23 protein-coding genes are annotated in these 21761 nt (G+C 31.8%); all 23 read left to right on the forward strand.

Features of this window, described 5'->3' with window-relative positions; all coding sequences use genetic code 11:
• Positions 1-6: 6 nt before the first annotated feature.
• The 23 genes from fabK (at position 7) to mltG (ending at position 21745) form a co-directional block, all read left to right on the forward strand.
• Positions 7-933, forward strand: coding sequence for an enoyl-[acyl-carrier-protein] reductase FabK (gene fabK, locus KGNDJEFE_RS04560; protein WP_040410410.1), 927 nt, complete (start codon positions 7-9; stop codon positions 931-933).
• Between the two features lie 12 nt (positions 934-945).
• A complete protein-coding gene (gene fabD / locus KGNDJEFE_RS04565; protein ID WP_006440056.1) occupies positions 946-1911 on the forward strand; it encodes an ACP S-malonyltransferase in 966 nt (321 codons plus the stop codon).
• Positions 1901-2659: a 3-oxoacyl-[acyl-carrier-protein] reductase gene (gene fabG / locus KGNDJEFE_RS04570; RefSeq protein ID WP_006440057.1), complete on the forward strand. Its 759-nt coding sequence runs from the start codon at positions 1901-1903 to the stop codon at positions 2657-2659. Before fabD ends, fabG begins: the two co-directional genes overlap by 11 nt.
• A 123-nt stretch (positions 2660-2782) precedes the next feature.
• Complete coding sequence (gene acpP / locus KGNDJEFE_RS04575; RefSeq protein ID WP_006440058.1) at positions 2783-3022, forward strand: acyl carrier protein; 240 nt, start codon at positions 2783-2785, stop codon at positions 3020-3022.
• Positions 3023-3079: 57 nt separating this feature from the next.
• Positions 3080-4318: a beta-ketoacyl-ACP synthase II gene (gene fabF / locus KGNDJEFE_RS04580; protein ID WP_006440059.1), complete on the forward strand. Its 1239-nt coding sequence runs from the start codon at positions 3080-3082 to the stop codon at positions 4316-4318.
• Between the two features lie 239 nt (positions 4319-4557).
• Positions 4558-4902: an Asp23/Gls24 family envelope stress response protein gene (locus tag KGNDJEFE_RS04585; RefSeq protein ID WP_006440060.1), complete on the forward strand. Its 345-nt coding sequence runs from the start codon at positions 4558-4560 to the stop codon at positions 4900-4902.
• Positions 4903-5048: 146 nt separating this feature from the next.
• Positions 5049-5570, forward strand: a complete 522-nt coding sequence (nusB, locus tag KGNDJEFE_RS04590; protein WP_006440061.1) for a transcription antitermination factor NusB — start codon at positions 5049-5051, stop codon at positions 5568-5570.
• Entirely contained in the window at positions 5557-6522 is a 966-nt protein-coding gene (locus KGNDJEFE_RS04595) for an O-sialoglycoprotein endopeptidase (protein WP_006440062.1), read from the forward strand. Before nusB ends, KGNDJEFE_RS04595 begins: the two co-directional genes overlap by 14 nt.
• 28 nt (positions 6523-6550) lie before the next feature.
• Positions 6551-7951, forward strand: coding sequence for an exodeoxyribonuclease VII large subunit (gene xseA, locus KGNDJEFE_RS04600; RefSeq protein WP_006440063.1), 1401 nt, complete (start codon positions 6551-6553; stop codon positions 7949-7951).
• 21 nt (positions 7952-7972) lie between these two features.
• Positions 7973-8191 carry an exodeoxyribonuclease VII small subunit gene (gene xseB / locus KGNDJEFE_RS04605; protein WP_006440064.1) on the forward strand — a complete coding sequence of 73 codons (219 nt, stop codon included), beginning with the start codon at positions 7973-7975 and terminating at the stop codon, positions 8189-8191.
• Between the two features lie 21 nt (positions 8192-8212).
• Positions 8213-9100: a polyprenyl synthetase family protein gene (locus KGNDJEFE_RS04610; RefSeq protein WP_006440065.1), complete on the forward strand. Its 888-nt coding sequence runs from the start codon at positions 8213-8215 to the stop codon at positions 9098-9100.
• Positions 9101-9120: 20 nt separating this feature from the next.
• Positions 9121-9558 (forward strand): divergent PAP2 family protein, encoded by a 438-nt coding sequence (locus KGNDJEFE_RS04615; RefSeq protein WP_006440066.1) that lies wholly within the window; start codon positions 9121-9123, stop codon positions 9556-9558.
• Positions 9559-9577: 19 nt separating this feature from the next.
• On the forward strand, positions 9578-11434 hold the full coding sequence (dxs, locus tag KGNDJEFE_RS04620; protein ID WP_006440067.1) for a 1-deoxy-D-xylulose-5-phosphate synthase: 1857 nt from the start codon (positions 9578-9580) through the stop codon (positions 11432-11434).
• A gap of 44 nt (positions 11435-11478) precedes the next feature.
• Positions 11479-12291, forward strand: coding sequence for a TlyA family RNA methyltransferase (locus tag KGNDJEFE_RS04625; protein WP_006440068.1), 813 nt, complete (start codon positions 11479-11481; stop codon positions 12289-12291).
• Between the two features lie 142 nt (positions 12292-12433).
• On the forward strand, positions 12434-14119 hold the full coding sequence (recN, locus tag KGNDJEFE_RS04630; protein WP_040410412.1) for a DNA repair protein RecN: 1686 nt from the start codon (positions 12434-12436) through the stop codon (positions 14117-14119).
• Between the two features lie 58 nt (positions 14120-14177).
• Positions 14178-14654: a sporulation initiation factor Spo0A C-terminal domain-containing protein gene (locus tag KGNDJEFE_RS04635; RefSeq protein ID WP_006440070.1), complete on the forward strand. Its 477-nt coding sequence runs from the start codon at positions 14178-14180 to the stop codon at positions 14652-14654.
• Between the two features lie 291 nt (positions 14655-14945).
• Positions 14946-16067, forward strand: coding sequence for a putative cytokinetic ring protein SteA (gene steA / locus KGNDJEFE_RS04640; RefSeq protein WP_040410413.1), 1122 nt, complete (start codon positions 14946-14948; stop codon positions 16065-16067).
• Between the two features lie 23 nt (positions 16068-16090).
• Positions 16091-16963: a copper transporter gene (locus tag KGNDJEFE_RS04645; RefSeq protein ID WP_006440072.1), complete on the forward strand. Its 873-nt coding sequence runs from the start codon at positions 16091-16093 to the stop codon at positions 16961-16963.
• Positions 16964-16973: 10 nt separating this feature from the next.
• A complete protein-coding gene (locus KGNDJEFE_RS04650) occupies positions 16974-17672 on the forward strand; it encodes a glycosyltransferase family 2 protein (RefSeq protein ID WP_006440073.1) in 699 nt (232 codons plus the stop codon).
• Entirely contained in the window at positions 17672-18496 is an 825-nt protein-coding gene (locus KGNDJEFE_RS04655; RefSeq protein WP_006440074.1) for an MraY family glycosyltransferase, read from the forward strand. The genes KGNDJEFE_RS04650 and KGNDJEFE_RS04655 overlap by 1 nt, the downstream gene beginning before the upstream one ends.
• 6 nt (positions 18497-18502) lie before the next feature.
• Complete coding sequence (locus tag KGNDJEFE_RS04660) at positions 18503-19573, forward strand: DUF3866 family protein (protein WP_006440075.1); 1071 nt, start codon at positions 18503-18505, stop codon at positions 19571-19573.
• Positions 19574-19661: 88 nt separating this feature from the next.
• Positions 19662-20540 (forward strand): tyrosine-type recombinase/integrase, encoded by an 879-nt coding sequence (locus KGNDJEFE_RS04665; RefSeq protein WP_040410414.1) that lies wholly within the window; start codon positions 19662-19664, stop codon positions 20538-20540.
• 137 nt (positions 20541-20677) lie between these two features.
• Positions 20678-21745 carry an endolytic transglycosylase MltG gene (gene mltG, locus KGNDJEFE_RS04670; protein ID WP_148881801.1) on the forward strand — a complete coding sequence of 356 codons (1068 nt, stop codon included), beginning with the start codon at positions 20678-20680 and terminating at the stop codon, positions 21743-21745.
• Positions 21746-21761: the final 16 nt, after the last annotated feature.

The raw sequence follows: 21761 nt of genomic DNA on the forward strand, positions 1-21761 counted from the left end.
GGATTTATGAATAGAATCTGTGAAATACTAAATATAAAATACCCTATAATCCAGGGTGGTATGGCTTGGGTAGCTGATTCAAATTTAGCTGCAGCTGTATCAAATGCTGGAGGATTTGGGATAATTGGAACTGGTAGTGCTACTGCCGATATAGTTAAAAAAGAAATTGATAATTGTAGAAGATTAACTGATAGACCATTTGGGGTAAATGTAATGTTAATGTCTCCAAATGCAGATGAGGTTATAGATTTAATAATAGAAGAAAAACCAGCAGGGATAACAACTGGTGCTGGAAACCCAGCTAAATATATGGATAGATTAAAAGAAGCTGGAATAAAAGTAATTCCTGTTGTTCCTACAGTAGCTTTAGCACAGAGAATGGAAAAACTAGGTGCTGATGCTGTAATAGCTGAAGGTACAGAAGCTGGAGGACATATAGGAGAACTGACAACTATGGTACTAGTTCCTCAGGTTGCAGAAGCTTTAAACATACCAGTTATAGCAGCTGGTGGTGTAGCAGATGGTAGAGGAATAGCTGCTTCATTTGCACTAGGTGCAGAAGGAGTTCAGATAGGTACTAGATTTATATGTTCTGAGGAATGTAACATACATCAGAATTATAAAGATGCGGTATTAAAGGCTAAAGATAGAGATGCAGTTGTAACAGGAAGACCAACAGGACATCCAGTTAGAACTCTAAAAAATAAATTAGCTAAAAAATTCTTAAAAATGGAAAAAGAAGGAGCATCTCCTGAAGAATTAGAAAAATTAGGAGCAGGTGCACTTAGATTAGCAGTTGTAGAAGGCGATAAAGATGGTGGATCTTTTATGGCAGGACAGAGTGCAGCTATGGTTAGAGAAATCAAACCATGTAAAGAAATAGTAGAAGAAATTTCAAAACAGGCTTTAGATATAATGCCGGGAATATTTTAGGAGGGATTAGATATGAGTAAGACAGCCTTAGTATTTCCTGGACAGGGAGCTCAGTATACTGGAATGGCAAAAGACTTATACGAAAGTTTTGAAGTTGCAAAAGAAGTTATTGATAGAGCAGATTCTTTAATGGATTTTGATTTGATAAGTATGATGAACGATGAAGATAAAAAAAGTGAGCTTTCTAAAACAGAAAACACACAGCCAGCACTTCTAACACATAGTATGGCTATAATGGAAATATTATCTAAATATGAAAGCTTTAAATATGATGCTTGTTTAGGGTTATCCCTAGGTGAATACAGTGCTCTAACTGCTGCAAATGCAATGGATTTTAAAGATGCAGTATCTCTTGTTAGAAAAAGAGGACTTATAATGAGCAATGAAGTTGCAGATGGAGAAGGTGCAATGTGCGCTGTAATAGGAGCAAATAGAGAACTTATAGAAGAGTGTATTCTCAAATTAGAATCAGGTACAGTTGAGATTGCGAATTATAATTCGCCAGCACAGATAGTAATATCAGGTGAAAAAGCAGCTGTAGAAGAAGCAGCAGTTCTTTTAAAAGAAAATGGAGCTAAAAGAGCAATTATGCTAGACGTAAGTGGTCCATTCCATTCTTCACTTTTAAAGGGAGCTGGAGAAAAATTAAAACTAGAATTAGATAAAGTCGATATGAAAGAGCCAAGTGTTGATGTTGTATCTAATGTGGATGCAAATATACACAAAGATCCAGATGAAATAAAAGCTATACTTGTAAAACAGGTATATAGCTCAGTTCTTTGGGAAGATTCTATATCTAAATTAATCGATGAAGGTTTTGATAGATTTATAGAAATAGGACCAGGGAAAACACTTAGAGCTTTTATTAAAAAAATAGCATCTAAGAAAAAAGCTGATGTAGAAATAATAAATATAGATACAGCGGCTGATGTAAATGCATTTATCGAGTCAATTGGAGGTGAAACCAATGGCAACTAATAAACTAAATCTTGAAGGAAAGTCGGTGCTCGTGACTGGTGGCTCAAGAGGTATAGGTAGAGCAATAGCGATTGCATTTGCTGAAAATGGAGCAGATGTTGCTATAAACTATACATCAAATGAAGAAGCTGCATTAGAAGTGAGCAAAGAAATAGAAGCATTAGGAAAAACTTGCAAAATAATCAAATGCGATGTTTCAGATTTTGAAAATGCTACAAAAATGGTTGAAGATGTAGTAGCTGAATTTGGAAAAATAGATATTCTTGTAAACAACGCCGGAATAACAAAAGACGGATTGCTTATGAGAATGAAGGAAGAAGACTTTGATAAAGTTATAGATATAAACTTAAAAGGCGTTTTTAATGTGACTAAAGCTGCTACTAAGTTTATGATGAAGAAAAAATATGGAAGAGTAATAAACATGTCTTCTGTAGTAGGTGTTGTAGGAAATGCTGGACAGGCAAACTACTGCGCATCTAAAGCAGGTGTAATAGGATTTACTAAAGCTGTAGCTAAAGAATTAGCTTCAAGAAACATAAATATAAATGCTATAGCACCAGGATTTATAGAAACAGATATGACAGATGTCTTATCAGATGATGTTAAAGGGAAAATGCTTGAGCAAATTCCTAAAAAATGTATAGGAAATGCTGAAAATATAGCAGATACTGCTCTATTCTTAGCAAGTGATATGTCTAGTTATATAACAGGTCAGGTTATTAACGTAGACGGTGGAATGGTTATGTAAATTTAATTAAAAGTTTTAAAGACTATTAAAACAAAATTAAATTTAAAATATAAAAACTCAAAATAGAAAACTAAACTAAAAACTAAAACTAAACTAAAAAATTAAAAATTTAAAAAGGTAATTATGGAGGAATTTAAAATGTTTGATAAAGTAGTAGAAATAATAGTAGATCAGTTAGGTGTTGAAAACGAAGGAATAACAATGGAAACTTCTTTAATGAATGACTTAGAAGCAGATTCATTAGACGCTGTAGAAATAATAATGTCTTTAGAAGATGAATTCGATATGGAAATACCAGATACAGCAGCTGAAGAATTCAAATCAATAGGCGATATAGTTAAATATATAGAAGCTAATAAATAATAAATTTTCATAAAAAAGAATAGTAAATCTAAGATAGATTGAAAATTGGAGGAAATTATGAAAAAAAGAGTTGTTATAACTGGTTTAGGATGTGTAACTCCGGTTGGAACAGGGAAAGACGATTTCTGGGTAAATATAAAAAGTGGTGTATCAGGCATAGATAAGATAACTAGATTTGATTATACAAATTACCAGACACAGATAGCAGGTGAGGTAAAAGATTTTACACCAGAAGATTATATAAGTAAAAAAGAACTAAAAAAAATGGATAGATTTACTCAGTTTGCAATGGTAGCTTCTAAGCTAGCTGTTGCAGACTCTGAGTTAGATTTAAACAATATAGACGGAAACAGAATGGGTACTGTAATAGGTACAGGAATTGGTGGAGTTGAAACAATAGAAGCTCAGCACAAAAACCTTCTTGAAAAAGGAAATAGAAGAGTTAGCCCATTCTTCATACCTATGATGATAGGAAATATGGCTGCAGGACAGGTAGCTATAGAATTTGGTGCAAAAGGACCAAGTACTAATATATGTACAGCATGTGCATCCGGAACAAACTCTGTAGGAGATGCTTTTAAGATAATCCAAAGAGGAGATGCAGATATTATGATAGCTGGGGGAACAGAAGCTGCAGTAGCTGAGTTTGCTGTGGCTGGGTTCTGTAATATGAAGGCTATGTCTACCAACAATGACAACCCTCAGAAGGCATCAAGACCATTTGACAAAGACAGGGATGGATTTGTAATGGGAGAAGGATGTGGAATATTAATATTAGAAGAATTAGAAAGTGCTATAAAAAGAAACGCAAAAATATATGCTGAAATAGTAGGATATGGAATGACTTCTGATGCATATCATATAACTACTCCTGCTGAAAATGGAGAAGGTGCAGCTAGATCAATGCAGATGGCTATAAACGATGCAGGTATAGAGCCAGAAAAAATAGACTATATAAATGCACATGGTACTTCTACATATTACAATGATTTATATGAAACTATGGCGATTAAATCAGTATTTGGTGAAAATGCTAAAAATGTTTCTATATCTTCTACAAAATCTATGACAGGACATCTTCTTGGTGCATCTGGTGCAATAGAGGCTATAGTATGCGCACTTGCTATAAAGAACAACTTTGTGCCACCTACTATAAACTTAGAAAATCCTGGAGAGGGAATGGATTTAGATTACACTCCAAATAAAGGTAAAGAAAGAACTATAAATTACGCTCTAAGCAACTCGCTTGGATTTGGCGGACATAATGCTACTATAGTATTAAAAAAATACGAATAGAAAAATTTTCGCTAAAAAGTTTTCTAACTTTATTGGATAACATAAAAATATAGACAAGAGAAGTAACCATTATTTTTAAGTATTTTAGTATAGCGTAAAAATTGGTTATTATCTTGTCTTTTCTTTTGCTAAAAATATTACGTTATTGCATTGTTTCTTTCAATTTGGTATTATTATATCTATAAGTGCTTTAAAATAATTGAGTAAATAATACCTAATACGCGGGAGGTAAATATAAAATGGAAAATAATAATTGTGGACAGATAAAAATATCAAATGAAGTTGTTTCTACAATAGCATGGATAGCAGCGCTAGAAGTTGAAGGTGTAGAATCTTCTCAGAGTATAGCAGATAAATTATTAAAAAATAATGGAGTAAAAATACAGCTAGAAGAAGAAGTTGTAACTGTAGACATTATGGTAGTTGTTAAATTTGGATTTGCTATACCAGATGTAGCATTTAAAGTACAGGAAAATGTTAAAAATGCTGTTGAAACAATGACAGGGCTAGACGTATCTCAGGTAAACATACATGTTCAGGGTGTAAGTTTCAAAAAAGATAAAGAAGAAGCTAAGAAAAATTAATGGATACCCTCTGATTTTTCAGAGGGTTTTTTAAGCGACAAAATATTTTTGTAAATTGAAAAAATTTATTGAATTAAACGGAAAAATTTGATTTAATAAATAAATATACTAAAAAAATAGTGCGGAAAAAATTTAGGAGGGAATTTATGGGATTCAATAGAGTGAAGACAGTAACATCAAGAGAATATATGATGAAATTCATATACAACTTAGATGTTGTAAAAGACGATTTATCGGATTTAGAAAACAAGGTAAAGGAATTTTTAGTAGGTAACGAGGAGTATATAGTTAATAGATTTGAAGAATTAAAACTTCAGAGCTCAAATGATAGCGATGTACACGAATCTATGGAAACTGAAGAAGAAATAGATCTAGAAAACTATTTAAACCTAGATTATGTGTCTAATGTTTGTAAAATATACGAAGAAAAACACGAAGAAATAGACGAAGCAATAGATAAATATGCTAAAGGATGGTCTATAATGACAATGCCAAAAGTAGACGTTGCAATATTAAGACTTGCAATAGCTGAAATAGGATTTATAGATAGCATACCAGAAAAAGTATCTATAAATGAAGCTATAGAAATGGCAAAAATGTACTGCGATGATAAATCTCCAAAATTCATAAATGGGGTTTTAGGTAGTTACTTAAATGACAGAAAATAATCGAATAATAATAGGGATTGATACTAGCTGCTATACAACTTCTATAGCAGCTATAACTTTAAATAGAGAAATAGTATTTAATGAAAAGATAATGCTAAATGTAAAAAATGGAGAGCGTGGGCTTAGACAGAGCGATGCCGTTTTTCAGCATATTAAAAATTTTGGAGATATTTCGGAAAGATTAAAAAAACATATCCATAAAAAAGGGTATAAGGTAGAAATGATTTGTGCATCGGCTAAACCTAGAGATGTAGAGGAGTCATATATGCCTGTTTTTGAGGTTGGAAAGAATTTTGCAAAGACAATGGCGGCTATATTTGACTGCGAGATGCTAGAAACTACACATCAAGAAAATCATATAGCGGCATCTCTTTATGGCTGCGACAAAGAAGATTTAGAAAGATTTATATCTGTACATATGTCTGGTGGGACTATGGAAATTCTACTTACTGAAAAAGGTGATAAAGGATATAAGACGGAGATAGTAGGTGGAACAAAGGATATAAGCTTTGGGCAGTTGATAGATAGAGTAGGTGTAAAGATGGGATATGATTTCCCAGCAGGAAAGTATGTAGATGAAAATGCACTTTTATGTAAGGAAGAAGTTGCGAGTGGACTAAAAACATCTGTAAAAGACGGATATATGAATATATCTGGATTAGAGAACCAGGTGTACAAACTAATGGAAGAAAAGGACAAGTACTATGTTTCTAAGGCTGTCATGAATGCAGCTATAAAAAGCTTAGATAAAGCATTAAGATTTGTATGTGATAAATACAATATAGAAGATGTTGTTTTTGTAGGGGGAGTTGCATCTAGTAAATATATTTCAGAAAAGTTGTCGAAAAAACTTCAGAGAAATAATATTAACAGTTTCTTTACAGATGGTGCATACTCGTCAGATAATGCATGTGGTTGTGCTATAATAGGATTAGATAATTTTGTAATATAATTTAGATAATTATTTAGGAGAATTAAATATGGAAATTAGAGCACTTGAAATAAGCGAGGCAAATTCATATATAAAGAAAGTTTTATCTAATGATCCAATATTATACAACTTAAAGGTTAGAGGAGAGATTTCCAACTTTAAGATAAATTCTAGCGGACATGTATATTTAACATTAAAAGATGAAACATCTAAGATGAAATGTGTAATTTTTAAGGGGAATTACGACAAGTCATTACAGCTAGAAGATGGAATGAAAATAGTTGCAAATGGATATATATCGGTATACGAAAGAGATGGAGCTTATCAGTTATATATACGAAAAGTAGAAAAAGATGGAGTAGGTAACCTTCATATAGAATTTGAAAGATTGAAGAAAAAGTTAAACCGGGAAGGGCTATTTGATCCGAGGTTTAAGAAAAAAATACCTTATATGCCCAAAAGTATAGGTGTTGTAACATCACAAACAGGTGCAGTAATTAGAGATATAATAAATGTTGTTAGAAGAAGATTTCCTAAGGTTAATGTGTATTTGTACCCAGTTGCTGTGCAGGGAGCAAATTCTGCGGATGAAATTGTAAAGGGGATAGAATTTTTCAACAAGATGCAGAATGTAGACACCATGATAGTTGGTAGAGGTGGTGGTTCACTTGAAGAACTTTGGTCTTTTAACGAAGAAAAGGTGGCAAGAGCTATATTTGCATCAGATATACCTATAATTTCTGCAGTTGGACATGAAGTGGACTATACGATTTGCGATTTTGTATCAGATATGAGAGCGCCAACACCTTCTGCAGCGGCAGAAATTGCAGTGCCAGATTTGAATGAAGTGTTATATAGACTAGATAATTGTAAAAGCCAGCTAAAAAACAATATGTCTGCAGTTATAGAGAGAGATAGAAATAAAGCTGATAATACTTTTAATTCTATATGTACCATTGTAAAAAATGATGTTATAAAATCTGGAAAGAATAATTTAGAATTAATTTCGAATAAATTGACTAGAGGTATAGAGTCTAAGATAGAAAAAGAAAAGTACCAGCTAGAAAATAATTTTTTAGAAATTTGTTCTATTGTTAAGAATGAAGTTATAAAAGAGGGTAAAAATAATTTAAAGGTTATATCTAATAGAATTGAAAATAGCATATCTAATAAAATAGATATTGAAAAATATAGATTAGATACTGCATCTGTGAATATGGTTAATAGTATGGAACAGATTATGAGCAGTAAGAAAGAAAATATGAGAAATACAGGAGCTTTACTACATAGCTTAAGTCCATTAGCTACGATAGATAGAGGATACTGTATGGTACAAAAAGAAGGAAAAACAGTCAACAGTACAGAAGACATAAATGTTGGTGAGTCTTTGAGTATTATGATGAGCGATGGAAATGCAGACTGTACTGTAAATTCTATAGAAAAGAAATAATTTAAATTGAGAGGTAATCCGATGAGCAATATAGAAAATATGACTTATGAACAAGCGTATTCAAGATTAGAGGAAGTTTTAAGAGCCTTAGAGGATAAGAGTACAGGACTTGATAAATCACTTGAGATGTACGAAGAAGGGGTAGCTTTATATAGAAGATGCAAGGCGCTTTTAGATGAGGCTGAAATGAAAGTTAAAAAGTTCAATGAATTAGGATTAGAAGAAGATTTTGAAAAATAGTTTGTTTAGGAGGAAATAAAAATGGACTTTAAAGAAGAATTAAAAATAAGAGCTAATTATGCTGAAGAAATTATCAAAAAGTATATGCCAGAAGAAGTTGGTTATCAGAAAACTATAATGGAAGCCATGAATTATAGTTTAAGCTCAGGAGGAAAAAGATTAAGACCAGTTCTTACTCTTGAAGCTTGTAGAATAGTTGGTGGAGATACAGACAATGCAATTCCATTTGCAGCAGCTATAGAGATGATACATACATATTCTCTAATACATGATGACCTTCCTGCGCTTGATAATGATGATTTAAGAAGAGGTAGAGCTACAAATCATAAAGTATTTGGTGAGGCTATGGCAATACTTGCAGGAGATGCACTTCTTAACTTTGCGTATGAAACAATGCTTAAAGAATCTATAGGAAAAGAAAATCCAGAAAGATATTTAAGAGCTACATATGAAATAGCAAAAGGAGCTGGTATCTACGGTATGGTAGGTGGACAGGTAGTAGATGTTCAGAGTGAAAATATGCAGATACCTAAAGAAAAATTAGACTACATACACGAAAATAAGACTGCAGCCATGATGGTTGGATGTATGAGAGCAGGAGCTGCTATAGGTGGAGCTGATGAAAAACAGATGGAACTTATAACAGATTATGCAAATAAAATAGGGTTAGCGTTCCAGATAGTTGACGACATACTAGACATAGTAGGTGATGAAGCTAAGCTAGGAAAACATGTTGGAAGTGATATAGAGAATAATAAATCTACATATCCATCTTTAATGGGACTTGAAAAATCTAGAGAAATAGCTACAGAATTAATTGAGGATGCTAAAAGAAGTATATCAAAGGTAACTGATGATACAGGATTCCTAGATGGTTTAGCTGATTATATATTATCTAGAGATCATTAATTTTTATAAGGAGGTATATTATGAAATACCTTATGGAATTTTCACACAATGGAGCATTGGCGATAAGTATAATAGCTTGTTTTCTTGCCCAATTTATAAAAATATTTACAGGAAAAGAAAAAAGAATTGATATAAAAAGAATAACTACATCTGGAGGAATGCCTAGTTCTCATACTTCATTTGTAACGAGCCTAGCTACTGTTGTGGGTCTAGTAGATGGATTCCACTCTACAAACTTTGCAATAGCTGTGGTTTTTGCTGCTATTGTAATGTACGATGCGGCTGGAGTTAGAAGAGCTGTTGGAAAACAGGCGACAATATTAAATCAGATGTTGGAAGACCTTCAGCATGGAAAAATAATACAGAATGAAAAATTGAAGGAGCTTATTGGACATACGCCTTTTGAGGTTTTAGGTGGTGCTATATTAGGGATAATAGTGGCACTTGTACTTATCTAATAAAGTAGGGGTGAGAATAATGTACAAATATTTGGATAAAGTAAACTCTCCTAAAGATATAAAAAATATGAGCATAGAGGAGTTAGATCTTCTTGCAAAAGATATTAGAAAGTTTTTAGTGAGATCTGTATCAAAAACAGGTGGACACTTGGCGTCTAATTTAGGGGTAGTTGAATTGACATTGGCACTACATAAAGTGTTTGATAGTCCGAAAGATAAAATAGTATGGGATGTTGGGCATCAGTCATACGTACATAAGATTATTACAGGAAGAAAAGATAAATTTAACACATTAAGACAACTTGATGGAATGAGTGGATTCCCTAAAGAAAAAGAAAGTTGTCACGATATAATAGACACTGGTCATAGTTCTACTTCTATATCAACAGCAGTTGGACTTGCATGTGCAAGAGATATAAAAGGTGAGGATGGAAGTGTCATAGCGGTTATAGGGGATGGCTCTATAACTGGTGGTATGGCTCTTGAGGCTATAAATCAGCTTGGATATATAAAAAATGATATGATTATCATTTTAAATGACAATGAAATGTCTATAGATAAAAATGTAGGTGGTATGTCTACATATATGTCTAGTTTAATTAGAAATTCTAAAGTCCATAAAATGAAAGGCGAAGTAGATAGAATTTTAAATATGACTAGTACAGGCGGACAGATATCAAGAGCTGCAAGTAGACTTACAGATACTATAATGTATAGCTTTGTGCCACAAGAATGTGCATTTTTTGACTCTATAGGTGTTAAATACTATGGACCTATAGATGGGCATAATATAAGTGATTTAATAGCGTGTCTAAAAAATGCAAAGGAAAGAAAAGGTCCTATGCTTCTTCATGTAATTACAAAGAAGGGGAAAGGATATAGATATGCTGAGGAACATCCAGATAAATATCATGGCGTTTCTAAGTTTGATATTAGAGAAGGTGTACAGCCTTCTGGTAAAAAGAGCATATCTGCAGCTGTAGGAGAAAAATTATCTCAAATGGCATGTGTAGATGACAGAATAGTAGCTATAACTGCTGCTATGCCATCAGGAACAGGATTAAATATATTTGAAAAAAATCATCCAAATAGATATTACGATGTTGGTATTGCTGAACAGCATGCAGTTGCATTTTCGGCAGGTCTTGCGAAAAATGGAATGAAACCTTATTTTGCTGTGTATTCATCATTCCTTCAGAGAGGGTATGATCAGGTTTTACACGATGTATGTATTACAGGCAAAAATGTTACATTCCTTATAGATAGAGCAGGCCTTGTAGGAAATGATGGAGAAACACACCATGGTGAGTTTGACTTATCATACTTAAATAGTATACCTGGTATAACAGTTATGGCTCCAAAGGATACAAAAGAGCTTATGTATATGATGGATTTATCACTAGAAATAGACGGACCATGTGCTATAAGATATCCTCGAGGAAATTCATACGAGCTTAATACGGGATGTTATGGAAAAATAAAAGTCGGTACATATGAGATTTTAAAAGAAGGAGAAGATACAGTAATTTTAGCGATAGGTGATATGGTTAAAAATGCTCTTGAAGCAGCTGAATCTCTTGAAAAAGAAGGCATAAGCGTAGGAGTTGTAAATGCTAGATTTTTAAAACCCGTAGATGAAAAAATATTAGATGAAGTTTTCTCTAAATATAAAAATATTGTTACTGTAGAGGACAATATAATTGTAGGCGGATTTGGAAGCAGGATATTGCAGTATGCATCAGAAAAGGAATATAATAACAAGGTGATAAATATAGCATTACCAGAAAGATTTATTACGCATGGTGGATGTGATGAGCTACAAGAATTAGCTGGAATATCAGTGAATAAAATTGCAGAAAGAATTAAAAAAATTTAGAGTTTATAATTGTATAAAAAGTATAAATTCTGGAAAGGATTAATATGAAGAAGAGAATAGATGTACTTCTAGTTGAGCAGGGTTACTTTGAAAGTAGAGAGAGAGCTAAAAAGGCTATAATGGCTGGATTAGTTTTTGTAGATAATCAGAGATGTGACAAGGCTGGAACAGAAGTGAAAGAAGATGCAAATATAGAAGTTAAGGGAAATCCTATACCTTATGTAAGTAGAGGTGGTCTTAAACTAGAAAAGGCTATGAAAAACTTTGATCTTACATTAGAGGGAAAAATATGTATGGATATCGGAGCTTCTACAGGAGGATTTACAGATTGTATGCTTCAGAATGGAGCTATAAAAGTATTCTCTATAGATGTCGGATATGGGCAGTTAGCATGGAAGCTTAGAAGTGATGAGAGAGTAGTGTGCATGGAGAGAACTAATATAAGAAATGTAACTACTGAGGACTTAAAAGAGTTCCCTGATTTTGCTTCTATAGACGTATCATTTATATCATTAAAATTAGTACTTCCTGTAGCTAAAAAGCTACTAAGAGATGGTGGAGAAATAGTTGCGCTTATAAAACCGCAGTTTGAAGCAGGAAGAGAAAAAGTAGGTAAAAAAGGTGTCGTAAGAGAAACATCTACTCATATAGAAGTTATAGAAATGATATCTGACTTTGCTGTAGAAAATGGATTTGCTATTAAAAATCTAGATTTCTCACCTATAAAAGGACCAGAAGGAAATATAGAATATTTAATACACCTATGTACTTCTAATGAAGGATTTACTTACGATAGAGAAAAACACTTTGAAAATATAAGAACAGTGGTTGAAAAATCACATCAGCTTAGCAAATAACCCGTAATATAGGGTTATTTTGCTAAAATGTATAAATTAAATTTTATAAAATAAATATTAAAAATGGAAAATTTGCACGAAATCGATATGATTTGTGAGCTGGGAGGTGAGTTTGTAGTATTTTTATATACTACATATTGGTTTGATTCTCGAAATATATATGAAAAATTGTGCTCTTGTAGAGGAGTTAAGGCTCACTATAGACAAAAACTTAAATATTTTAACAGGAGAAACAGGGTCTGGAAAATCTATAATAATAGATGCACTGGGTTTATGTCTTGGAAATAAATATGATAAATCATTTTTAAGAAAGGGAACTGATAAAGGGTTTGTAGAAACAGTTTTCTATTCGGAAAATGAAAATCTAAAAAGAATAATGTCTGAAAATGATATTGATATGGAAGATGGAGTAGTTACAATAACAAGGGTAATATATTCCGATGGGAAAAGTACTGCAAGAGTTAATGGTAGAACAATAAAATTATCTCTTCTTAAGGAGATAGTATCCTACTTGATAGATGTTCATGGGCAGCACCAAAACCAGTTATTATTTGATCCTAGTAGACATTTGAAATTCATAGATGCATTTGCTGGAGAGAAAATAATGGACGCAAAAATGGAGTATAAAGAGCTTTATGCTGAGTATTCCAAAGTTAAGTCGGAACTATTGAGATTGAACGATAACAAGGATGAAATGGAAATTCAAAGGGAAATAGATTTATTAAAATTCCAAATAGATGAGATAGAATCTGCAAATTTAAATCCTGATGAATATGAAGAGCTTATACAGAAGAGAGATGTATTTAGAAATAGCGAAAAAATATTCAATAATCTAAATGTATCTTATGAAGCAATTCACAACAGCGAGATAAATGCTATTGATATAGTAGGTAGAGTTGTAAGTGAGTTATCTTCTATATCGTCTTTTGATAAGAAAATAGGGGATATTTACAATGAAGTAGAGAGAATAATGTATGAGCTTCAGGATTTATCTGGAGAAATAAGAGATTATAAAGACAGCATTAATTTTGAGCCATATGAACTTGAGCAGATAGAAATAAGATTAAATGATATTAATAATCTTAGAAGAAAATATGGAGATACGATAGAGGATATCTTCAAATTCCATGAAAAAATTTCGAAAAGATTATATGATATTTTAAATAGGGATGAAGAAAAAGAAAGATTAAAGGAAAAGCTAGAATCTATAGAGGTAGAATTATATAAAAAATCAGAAGTATTAAGTAAAATTAGAAAAGAACAAGCTGAAAAGATGTCTGAACTTCTAATTCAAGAGCTAGATAGTATGGATATGAAGAATGTAAGATTCTGTACAGAGTTTAGTGATAGAGATTTTACAGCAGAAGGAAGAGATTTTGCAGAGTTTATGATTTCTTTCAATGTTGGAGAGGATTTAAGACCTATTTCCAAAGTTGCTTCAGGTGGGGAGATATCGAGATTTATGCTTGCATTTAAAACTATTTTAGCTGATACAGATGAGATAGAAACATTGGTATTTGATGAAATAGATACAGGTATAAGTGGTATTGCCGCACAAAATGTCGGTGAAAAGCTATCAGACATAGCTACTAAAAAACAGATTATATGTATAACGCATCTTCCACAGATTGCTGCAAATGCAGATACACACTATTGCATAGAAAAGAAAACAGACGGTGAAAGAACATTTACAGTTGTTGAAAAGCTAGACGGCGATGGAAGAAAAAGAGAAATCTCAAGACTTATATCTGGAAAACAGATAACAGAAAAAACAATAGAGCATGCAAAGGAAATACTTTCTCTTGCTGAGGAATACAAATGTAGATAACTGTATTTAAAAACGTATAAAAGATAATCAATAAACTTATGGGAAATGGGGGATAAAAATGAGGTGTATTGATAAACCTTTATATAATACTATATGCGGGTATATAGAAAAGGATCAATATGAAACGTTGGATATTGATGATATACGTTGCATAAGTTCAATAGAAATTGATACAAGTGAATTTATAAATTATTTGGGTATTCGCTCAAAACTAAAAGGGTATAGGTATATAAAGGAATCTATATATATTGAGCTTTTAAGAGATACAAAGTATGATATAAAAGAAGATAGCACTACTATTGCAACTATAGCAAATAAAAATAATACTGAAAAGACAAATATAGAGAGAAGTATTAGATATGCTATACAAGATTTAAAAAAGAATAGGGATTATGAGGAACTTAATCAAATTTTAGGGCGTGATATTTTTTCAAAAAATGATATTCCAACAAATATGGAATTTGTATTTTGTGCAGCTGAAAAGATAAGAAATTCTAAAACAAGAATAAGTCCTTATATGAGTAAAATACATTAAAGTATAAAGTGTTATAAAATTAATAGGTTAAAAAAGAAAAAGAAAGCTATAGTTATGGGAGTTTAGGAAATCTAACCTCCCTATTTTTGTATAAAAAATCAGATTGAAAAATAAAAAAATATTTTAAAAAATATATAAGTAGATAGCTAAGATTATGTAATTTCAAAAGTTTCAAAGAAATCGCTAAAAAATAAATTAAAAAAAAATAAATCTAAAAATGTTAAAAATAAGCGGTTAAATAAAAAATATGGTATAATATAATGTGATTTTATGAAATTTGGAGGGTTTGATATGATAGTCAAGGCACCGATAAGGGTAGACCGCAAAACAAAGAAGCTTGCTAAAAGAATTCAACCTGGTGAGATAGCAGTCATCAACCATGTTGATATAGATGAGGTTGCAGCAAATTCTTTAGTTGAAGCTAAGGTCAAATTAGTTATAAATGCTGCTGAGTCTATAAGTGGTAGATATCCTAATAAGGGACCTGGGATTTTAACAGAAAACAACATACTTATAATAGATAGAGTAGGAGAAGAACTTTTTAATAATGTATCTGAAGGTGAAACATTGCTGATAGAAGATGGTAAAATATTTAGAGGCGATGAACTTATAGGGGAAGGCGATGTTCTTACTAGAGAAAAGGTAGCTGTTCAGATAAAGTTAGCGTATGATAACTTAGGTGAAGAACTAGATAGATTTATAGACAATACTATAGAATATGCTAAAAAAGAAAAAGGTTTTATACTTGGTGAAGTTGAAATACCTAAGGTTAAAACAATATATCAGGGAAAACAGGTACTTATAGTTGTAAGAGGACAGGACTATAAAGAAGATTTAGCTACAATGATTTCTTATATTGAAGAGGTTAAACCAATACTAGTAGGTGTTGATGGTGGAGCAGATGCACTTATGGAATTTGGATATAAACCAGATGTTGTTGTAGGGGATATGGATAGTGTAAGCGATGAGTCATTAAAGGCAGCTGGAGAAATCGTTGTACATGCATACACAGATGGTAGAGCACCTGGACTAAAAAGAGTACAGGATTTAGGGCTTGATGCTGTAGTATTCCCAGCACCAGGAACAAGTGAAGACATAGCTATGCTTATAGCATATGAATACAATGCTGAGCTTATAGTTGCACTTGGAACTCATTCTAATATAATAGACTTCCTTGAAAAAGGTAGAAAAGGTATGGCGAGTACATTCCTAGTTAGAATGAAGATAGGTGCAAAGCTTATAGATGCAAAAGGTGTAAACCTTTTATACAGAAGTAAATTAAAAATAAAATATATTTGGGCATTAATAGCGACTGCATTATTCCCAGTATTAATACTGGCATCATTATCTCCAAGAATGCAGCAGTTTATACAGCTTATGCAGCTAAAATTAAGAATAATGCTTAATATGTAGTTTTTAGCAGGAGGAAAAATATTATGCATATAAATATGAAATACTATATTGTTTCAATTGGTGCAATATTCCTAGCCTTAGGAATAGGGATACTTGTTGGATTCAATTTAAACAATAACGAAGAAATGAATAAACAGCAGGCAGCGATAATAGAGCAGCTTGACGAAGAATTCAGCAGTATAAAAGAGGAAAATGATACAATATCAGCAGATTTAAAAAATACTGATAAAAAATACAATGCTTTAGTGGCTTATGTAAATGAAAATGCAGATGCTCTAATGACTGGCTCTTTATCAGGGAAAAAAGTAGCTGTTGTATCTACTTATGGTAGAACAGAAAATGTAGACAAATTAAAAGAAATAATAAATCAGTATGATGGCTCAGTAGCCTTTGAATTAATATTTAATAAAGAAATAACTGATAAAGAATTAATCAAAGAAGCAGCTGAAAAAACTGGAGAAAAATTTAAATCAACTGAAGATGTAGTGAATTATGTATTCGACATAGTAAAAAGAGGTAACGCTGAATCTTTAGCTCCACTAGAAGAATTAAAAATGATAGACTTAAACTCTGAAAGTGAAGATATTGCAAACTTCTCATCTGTTGTAATATCAGCATTATCAGAATCATCAGATCCAGCAAAACAGTTCAATGAACTTGACAAATTTGTAGTATCAAAATTAAAATCTGAAAACAAATATGTAGTTGAAGCACAGTCAAAAGGAGCTAAAACTTCATATGTTGAGCAGTATGCTAAAAATAAAGCAGCAACTGTAGATAATATAGATGAAAAAACAGGAGTACTTTCTTTAGTAGCTCTAATACAGGATGAAAATCTTGTAGGTAATTTCGGAAGATTAGATACAGCATCTTCTCTAATCCCAATGGAAAAATAAGGAGAAAAAAATGGAACATTATACAAGTATAATAATGCCAGCTTTTAACGAGGGTAGCAGAATAAAGGCTACCCTTGAAGGAATAGTTGGTATAGATGAAATAAATGAAATAATAGTTGTCGATGACGGATCTTCAGACAATACTGAGTCAGAAGCAAAGAGTGTAGACAGCAAAAAGGTAAAAGTATTTAGACTTGATAAAAATAGAGGTAAAGGATATGCCCTTAACTTTGGTCTAAAAGAAGCTCTAAAAAATGCCGATATAATAGGATTTTTAGATGCAGATTTAGGGTCTTGTTCTTCAGAAGTAATAAAAATAATAAAACCAGTATTTGATGACGAGGCAGATGTAACAATAGCACAGTTCCCTGGAGCTAAGAAAAAGGGTGGTTTAGGACTTGTAAAAGGACTAGCTAAAGAATCTGTATATGAAATGACAGGTGTTGAATTAAATGCCAGTATATCAGGTCAGAGAATATTCAAAAAAGAAGTAATAGAAAGATTTGATACAATACCTTATGGATACGGTGTCGAAGTTGGTATGTCTATAGACATATTAAAATGGGGATACAGAATTAAAGAAGTTCCAGTGGAAATGACTCACAATGAAACTGGAAGAGATTTAAAAGGATTTATCCACAGAGGTAAACAGTATTACCATATTAAAAAAGTTGTAAAACAGAAGAAAAAGGAATGGGGTGCTAAGTAATGGCAGATATATACATTATGCTTATACTTGCATTAGTAGGATTTGTAGGTACTCTTCTTATAATTCCTATGTTCAAAAAAATGTTAATAGAAGGCGAAATAGTTAGACCTAACTACAAACAGGATATGATACCTGTAAGTATGGGGATAGTATTCGTTCCAATGCTTGTTATATCAGCTATGGTGCTTGCGTATATAGATAGAGATCCAGAACATATGAAATACTTATTTATGTTCTTATTTGCAGCTTTATCTATGTCATTTGCAGGGATAATGGACGATATAATAGGAAATAGAAATGTAAGTGGTTTAAAAGGACATTTCAAAAGTCTTTTTAAAGGAACTCTTACAACAGGTGGATTTAAGGCGCTTTACGGTGGATTTGTTGGATTATTAATATCAGTAGTACTAACAAGAAGCATACCTGAAATAGTTTTAAATACACTTATAATAGCACTTTCTACAAATCTTATGAACTTAATGGATTTAAGACCAGGTAGAGCTATAAAAGTTTATTTAGTTATAATGATTGTTATGATAGGTACACTTACTGGATTTACTAGAATATTACCATTCTTAATAGTTCCAGCAGTGCTTGCTTACTTTAATCAGGATTTAAAGGCAAAATGTATGATGGGAGATGCAGGTTCAAATGTTCTTGGAATATCAATAGGGATATTTATGGCATTTGGATATTCTATAAATGTTAAAATAGGATGGCTAGTATTTTTAGTTCTTATTCACATTTTAACTGAAAAATATTCCCTAACTAAGATAATAGAAAAAAATAAAGTCCTTAATTTCTTGGACAGATTAGGAAGGTAGTCATTTATGTTGAGTAGAAAAATCGGCGAAGTAGTTGAAATAAAGAAACAAAATGGACAGCTTGACGATATAAGAGTTGAAATAAATGGAGAAATATTTAGAGCATACAACTATCCTAAAATGACTGGAGAAGTAAAAGTTGGAGATAAGGTACTTCTAAATACTACAGCTGTAGAGCTTTCTCTTGGAACAGGTGGATACCACTATGTAATATCTAATTTAGATAATATGGAGGCTGATTTAGAAGGTCAGGGACATATAATGAAGCTTAGATATACTCCTATGCAGGTTAGGGTTGATTCTGTTGAGGATCATGAAAGCAAATACCACGATGTATTTGAAGAATTTGAAACACTTAATGGAATGCCAGTTGTAGTTGGAACTCTTCACAGTATGTTAACTCCATTTGCAGCGACTTATAAAAGATTAAATCCAAACAAAAAACTAGTATACATAATGACAGATGGTGCTGCACTTCCTATATATTTCAGTATGAATGCAGCTACACTAAAGGATAAAGGATTAATAGACTCTACAATAACATTTGGAAATGCTTTTGGTGGAGACTATGAATGTATAAATATATACACTGCTTTAATAACAGCTAAAGAAATAGTAAAGGCAGATGCTGTATTTATAAGTATGGGACCTGGAATTGCGGGGACTGGTACAAAATACGGGTTCACAGGTATAGAACAGGGACCTATATTAGATGCAATATCAAAACTAGGTGGTAGACCTATTGCGATACCTAGAATAAGCTTTGCTGATATGAGAGATAGACATAACGGTATATCTCATCACAGTATAACTATATTTGGCGAAATAGTTAATGTAGAAGTTGAGATACCAATAACTATTTACAGTGAAGAAAAAGACAGTGTAATAAAAAATCAAATTAAAGAAAATAATTTGGATAAAAAACATAAAATAGAATATATAGAAAATAATAGAACTAAAGACGATATAGATAGCTACGGATTAAAGGTTAAGAGTATGGGAAGAAACTATGAACAGGATAGTGAGTTCTTTGACTCAGCATCGTCTGCAGCGATTTATATAACAGAAAATAAATAATTCTAAAATTTTGGGATTAAAGAACCTGACTTTAAAAGATTTCGTATGAGGGCATACGATGTGTAAGAAATCGAATGAGGAGTTTAGGATGGACAATTTAATAAAAGAATATATCGAGTATATAGAAAATAAAAGAAAATTATCTTTAAATACTGTTTCATCTTATAGGGCTGATTTAAAAAAATACAAGGATTATTTAGAAGAGAATAATATAGATATTAAAGATGTTGTAGAAACAGATATATTAAACTACCTAGTTGAGCTAGAAAAGAACAATACATCTGTTTCTACTATAGCTAGAACAACATCATCTATAAAATCATTCCATGATTATTTATTCTTTAGCAAGATTTGCGCTATAGATCCTGCTAAAAATATTAAAAAGCCTAAGATAAAGAAAGAAACAGTAGAGATTTTAACAGAGGAAGAGATAGAAGCTCTTTTAAACTTTGAAAATTTAGATTCAAATAAATTAAAAAGAGATAAGGCTATATTTGAGGTGTTATACGGTACGGGGATGAAGGTATCTGAGCTGATAGACCTTAATGTAGAAGATGTAGATTTTGAAATGGGAAGTATAACATGTTCTTCAAGTAAGAATAAAAGGGTTATACCTCTTATAGATGTAACTAAAAAATATTTGGAGCTTTATGTAAATGAAGCTAGGGAAAATGTTGTTGCCGATGGAGAAAATGCTTTATTTGTAAGTGCGCTTGGACATAGATTTACAAGACAGGGATTATGGAAAATAATTAAAAAATATTCTAAGAAAGCTAATATAGATAAAAATATAAATCCAACAATGTTAAGACATTCATTTGCAATACATATGATAAATAAGGGTGCTAATATAGCATCTGTAAATAAAATTCTAGGAAATACAAATTTATCTAGCATACAGTCGTATTTAAGCTGTATAGACCAGAATATGAGGAAAGAAATGAATCTAAGACACCCTAGAAAATAAATACTGAGTACAAATAAAACGGAATTATAAAATACTTATAAAATACAAAGTCTAGCATTATTTGTTAGACTTTTTTTTATTATACTGTTATAATTTATAATTGCAGAGTTATAATCCAATTAAAAAGGAGAAAAAATATGAAAAAAAAGTTTTTAGTTATTTTGGTACTTTTTGTTGTAATAGCAGCATCTGGGGGTATATATTTTAAAAAGCGGTCTGGTGCATATGATGTAAATGAAGAAAAAAAGGTAGTAGTAAACATTCCATCTGGCTCTGGAACAGATAGTATAGCTGATATACTTAGTGATGCAAAACTTATAAAAAATAAATTAGTATTTAAGATAAATGTAAAAATGAGTGGCAAGGCATCTCAATTTAAAGCTGGAGAATATCAATTTGATCAATCATATACAAATGATGAGATTATAGATGATATAGCAGCAGGAAAGATACATCATTCTGGTCCTAAAGTTACTGTAAAAGAGGGAGCTACTTCTGCTGAGATAATAGACGAGTTAGTTAAGAAAAAACTTGGTATTAAGGAAAATTACGAAAAACTTATAAACAATCCAGATGAGTTTAGAGATAAGTATGAGTTTTTAAAAGATAAGAACATAAAAAGTTTAGAAGGATTTCTTTATCCTAGCACATATTTCTGCTCTGAAGGAGAGAGTGAAAGAGAAGTACTTTCTAGAATGCTTAATAAATTCGATGAAATATACAAATATAAAATAAAACCAGAAATGGAAAAACACAAAGACCTTAACTTCTACGATGTTATGAAAATGGCATCTATAGTAGAAAAAGAGGCTGTTTTAGATGAGGATAGACCTCTTATTGCGAGTGTATTCTACAATAGATTAGCAAAAGATATGCTACTTCAATCTGATGCTACAGTTCAGTATGCGTTTAAGGAAAGAAAAAAGGTTGTTAGCTACAATGATTTAAAGGTTGAATCACCATACAATTCATATAAATACAAAGGGCTACCACCTACACCTATAGCAAACCCAGCCTGGGAATCAATAGAAGCAGCTATAAACCCTGCTGCTACAGAGTATTTATACTTTGTAGCTAAAGAAGATGGTGGAGGAAATAATTACGCTAAAACTTATGAAGAGCATTTAAAATACGAAAAACAGTATAAAGAACAGAGAGAAAAAAAGAAACAGGAAACTCAGAATAAAGAATCTGAGGCAAATTAATTAGAAGTGGAGAGAT

Source organism: Peptacetobacter hiranonis, assembly GCF_008151785.1.
Lineage (GTDB): Bacteria > Bacillota > Clostridia > Peptostreptococcales > Peptostreptococcaceae > Peptacetobacter > Peptacetobacter hiranonis.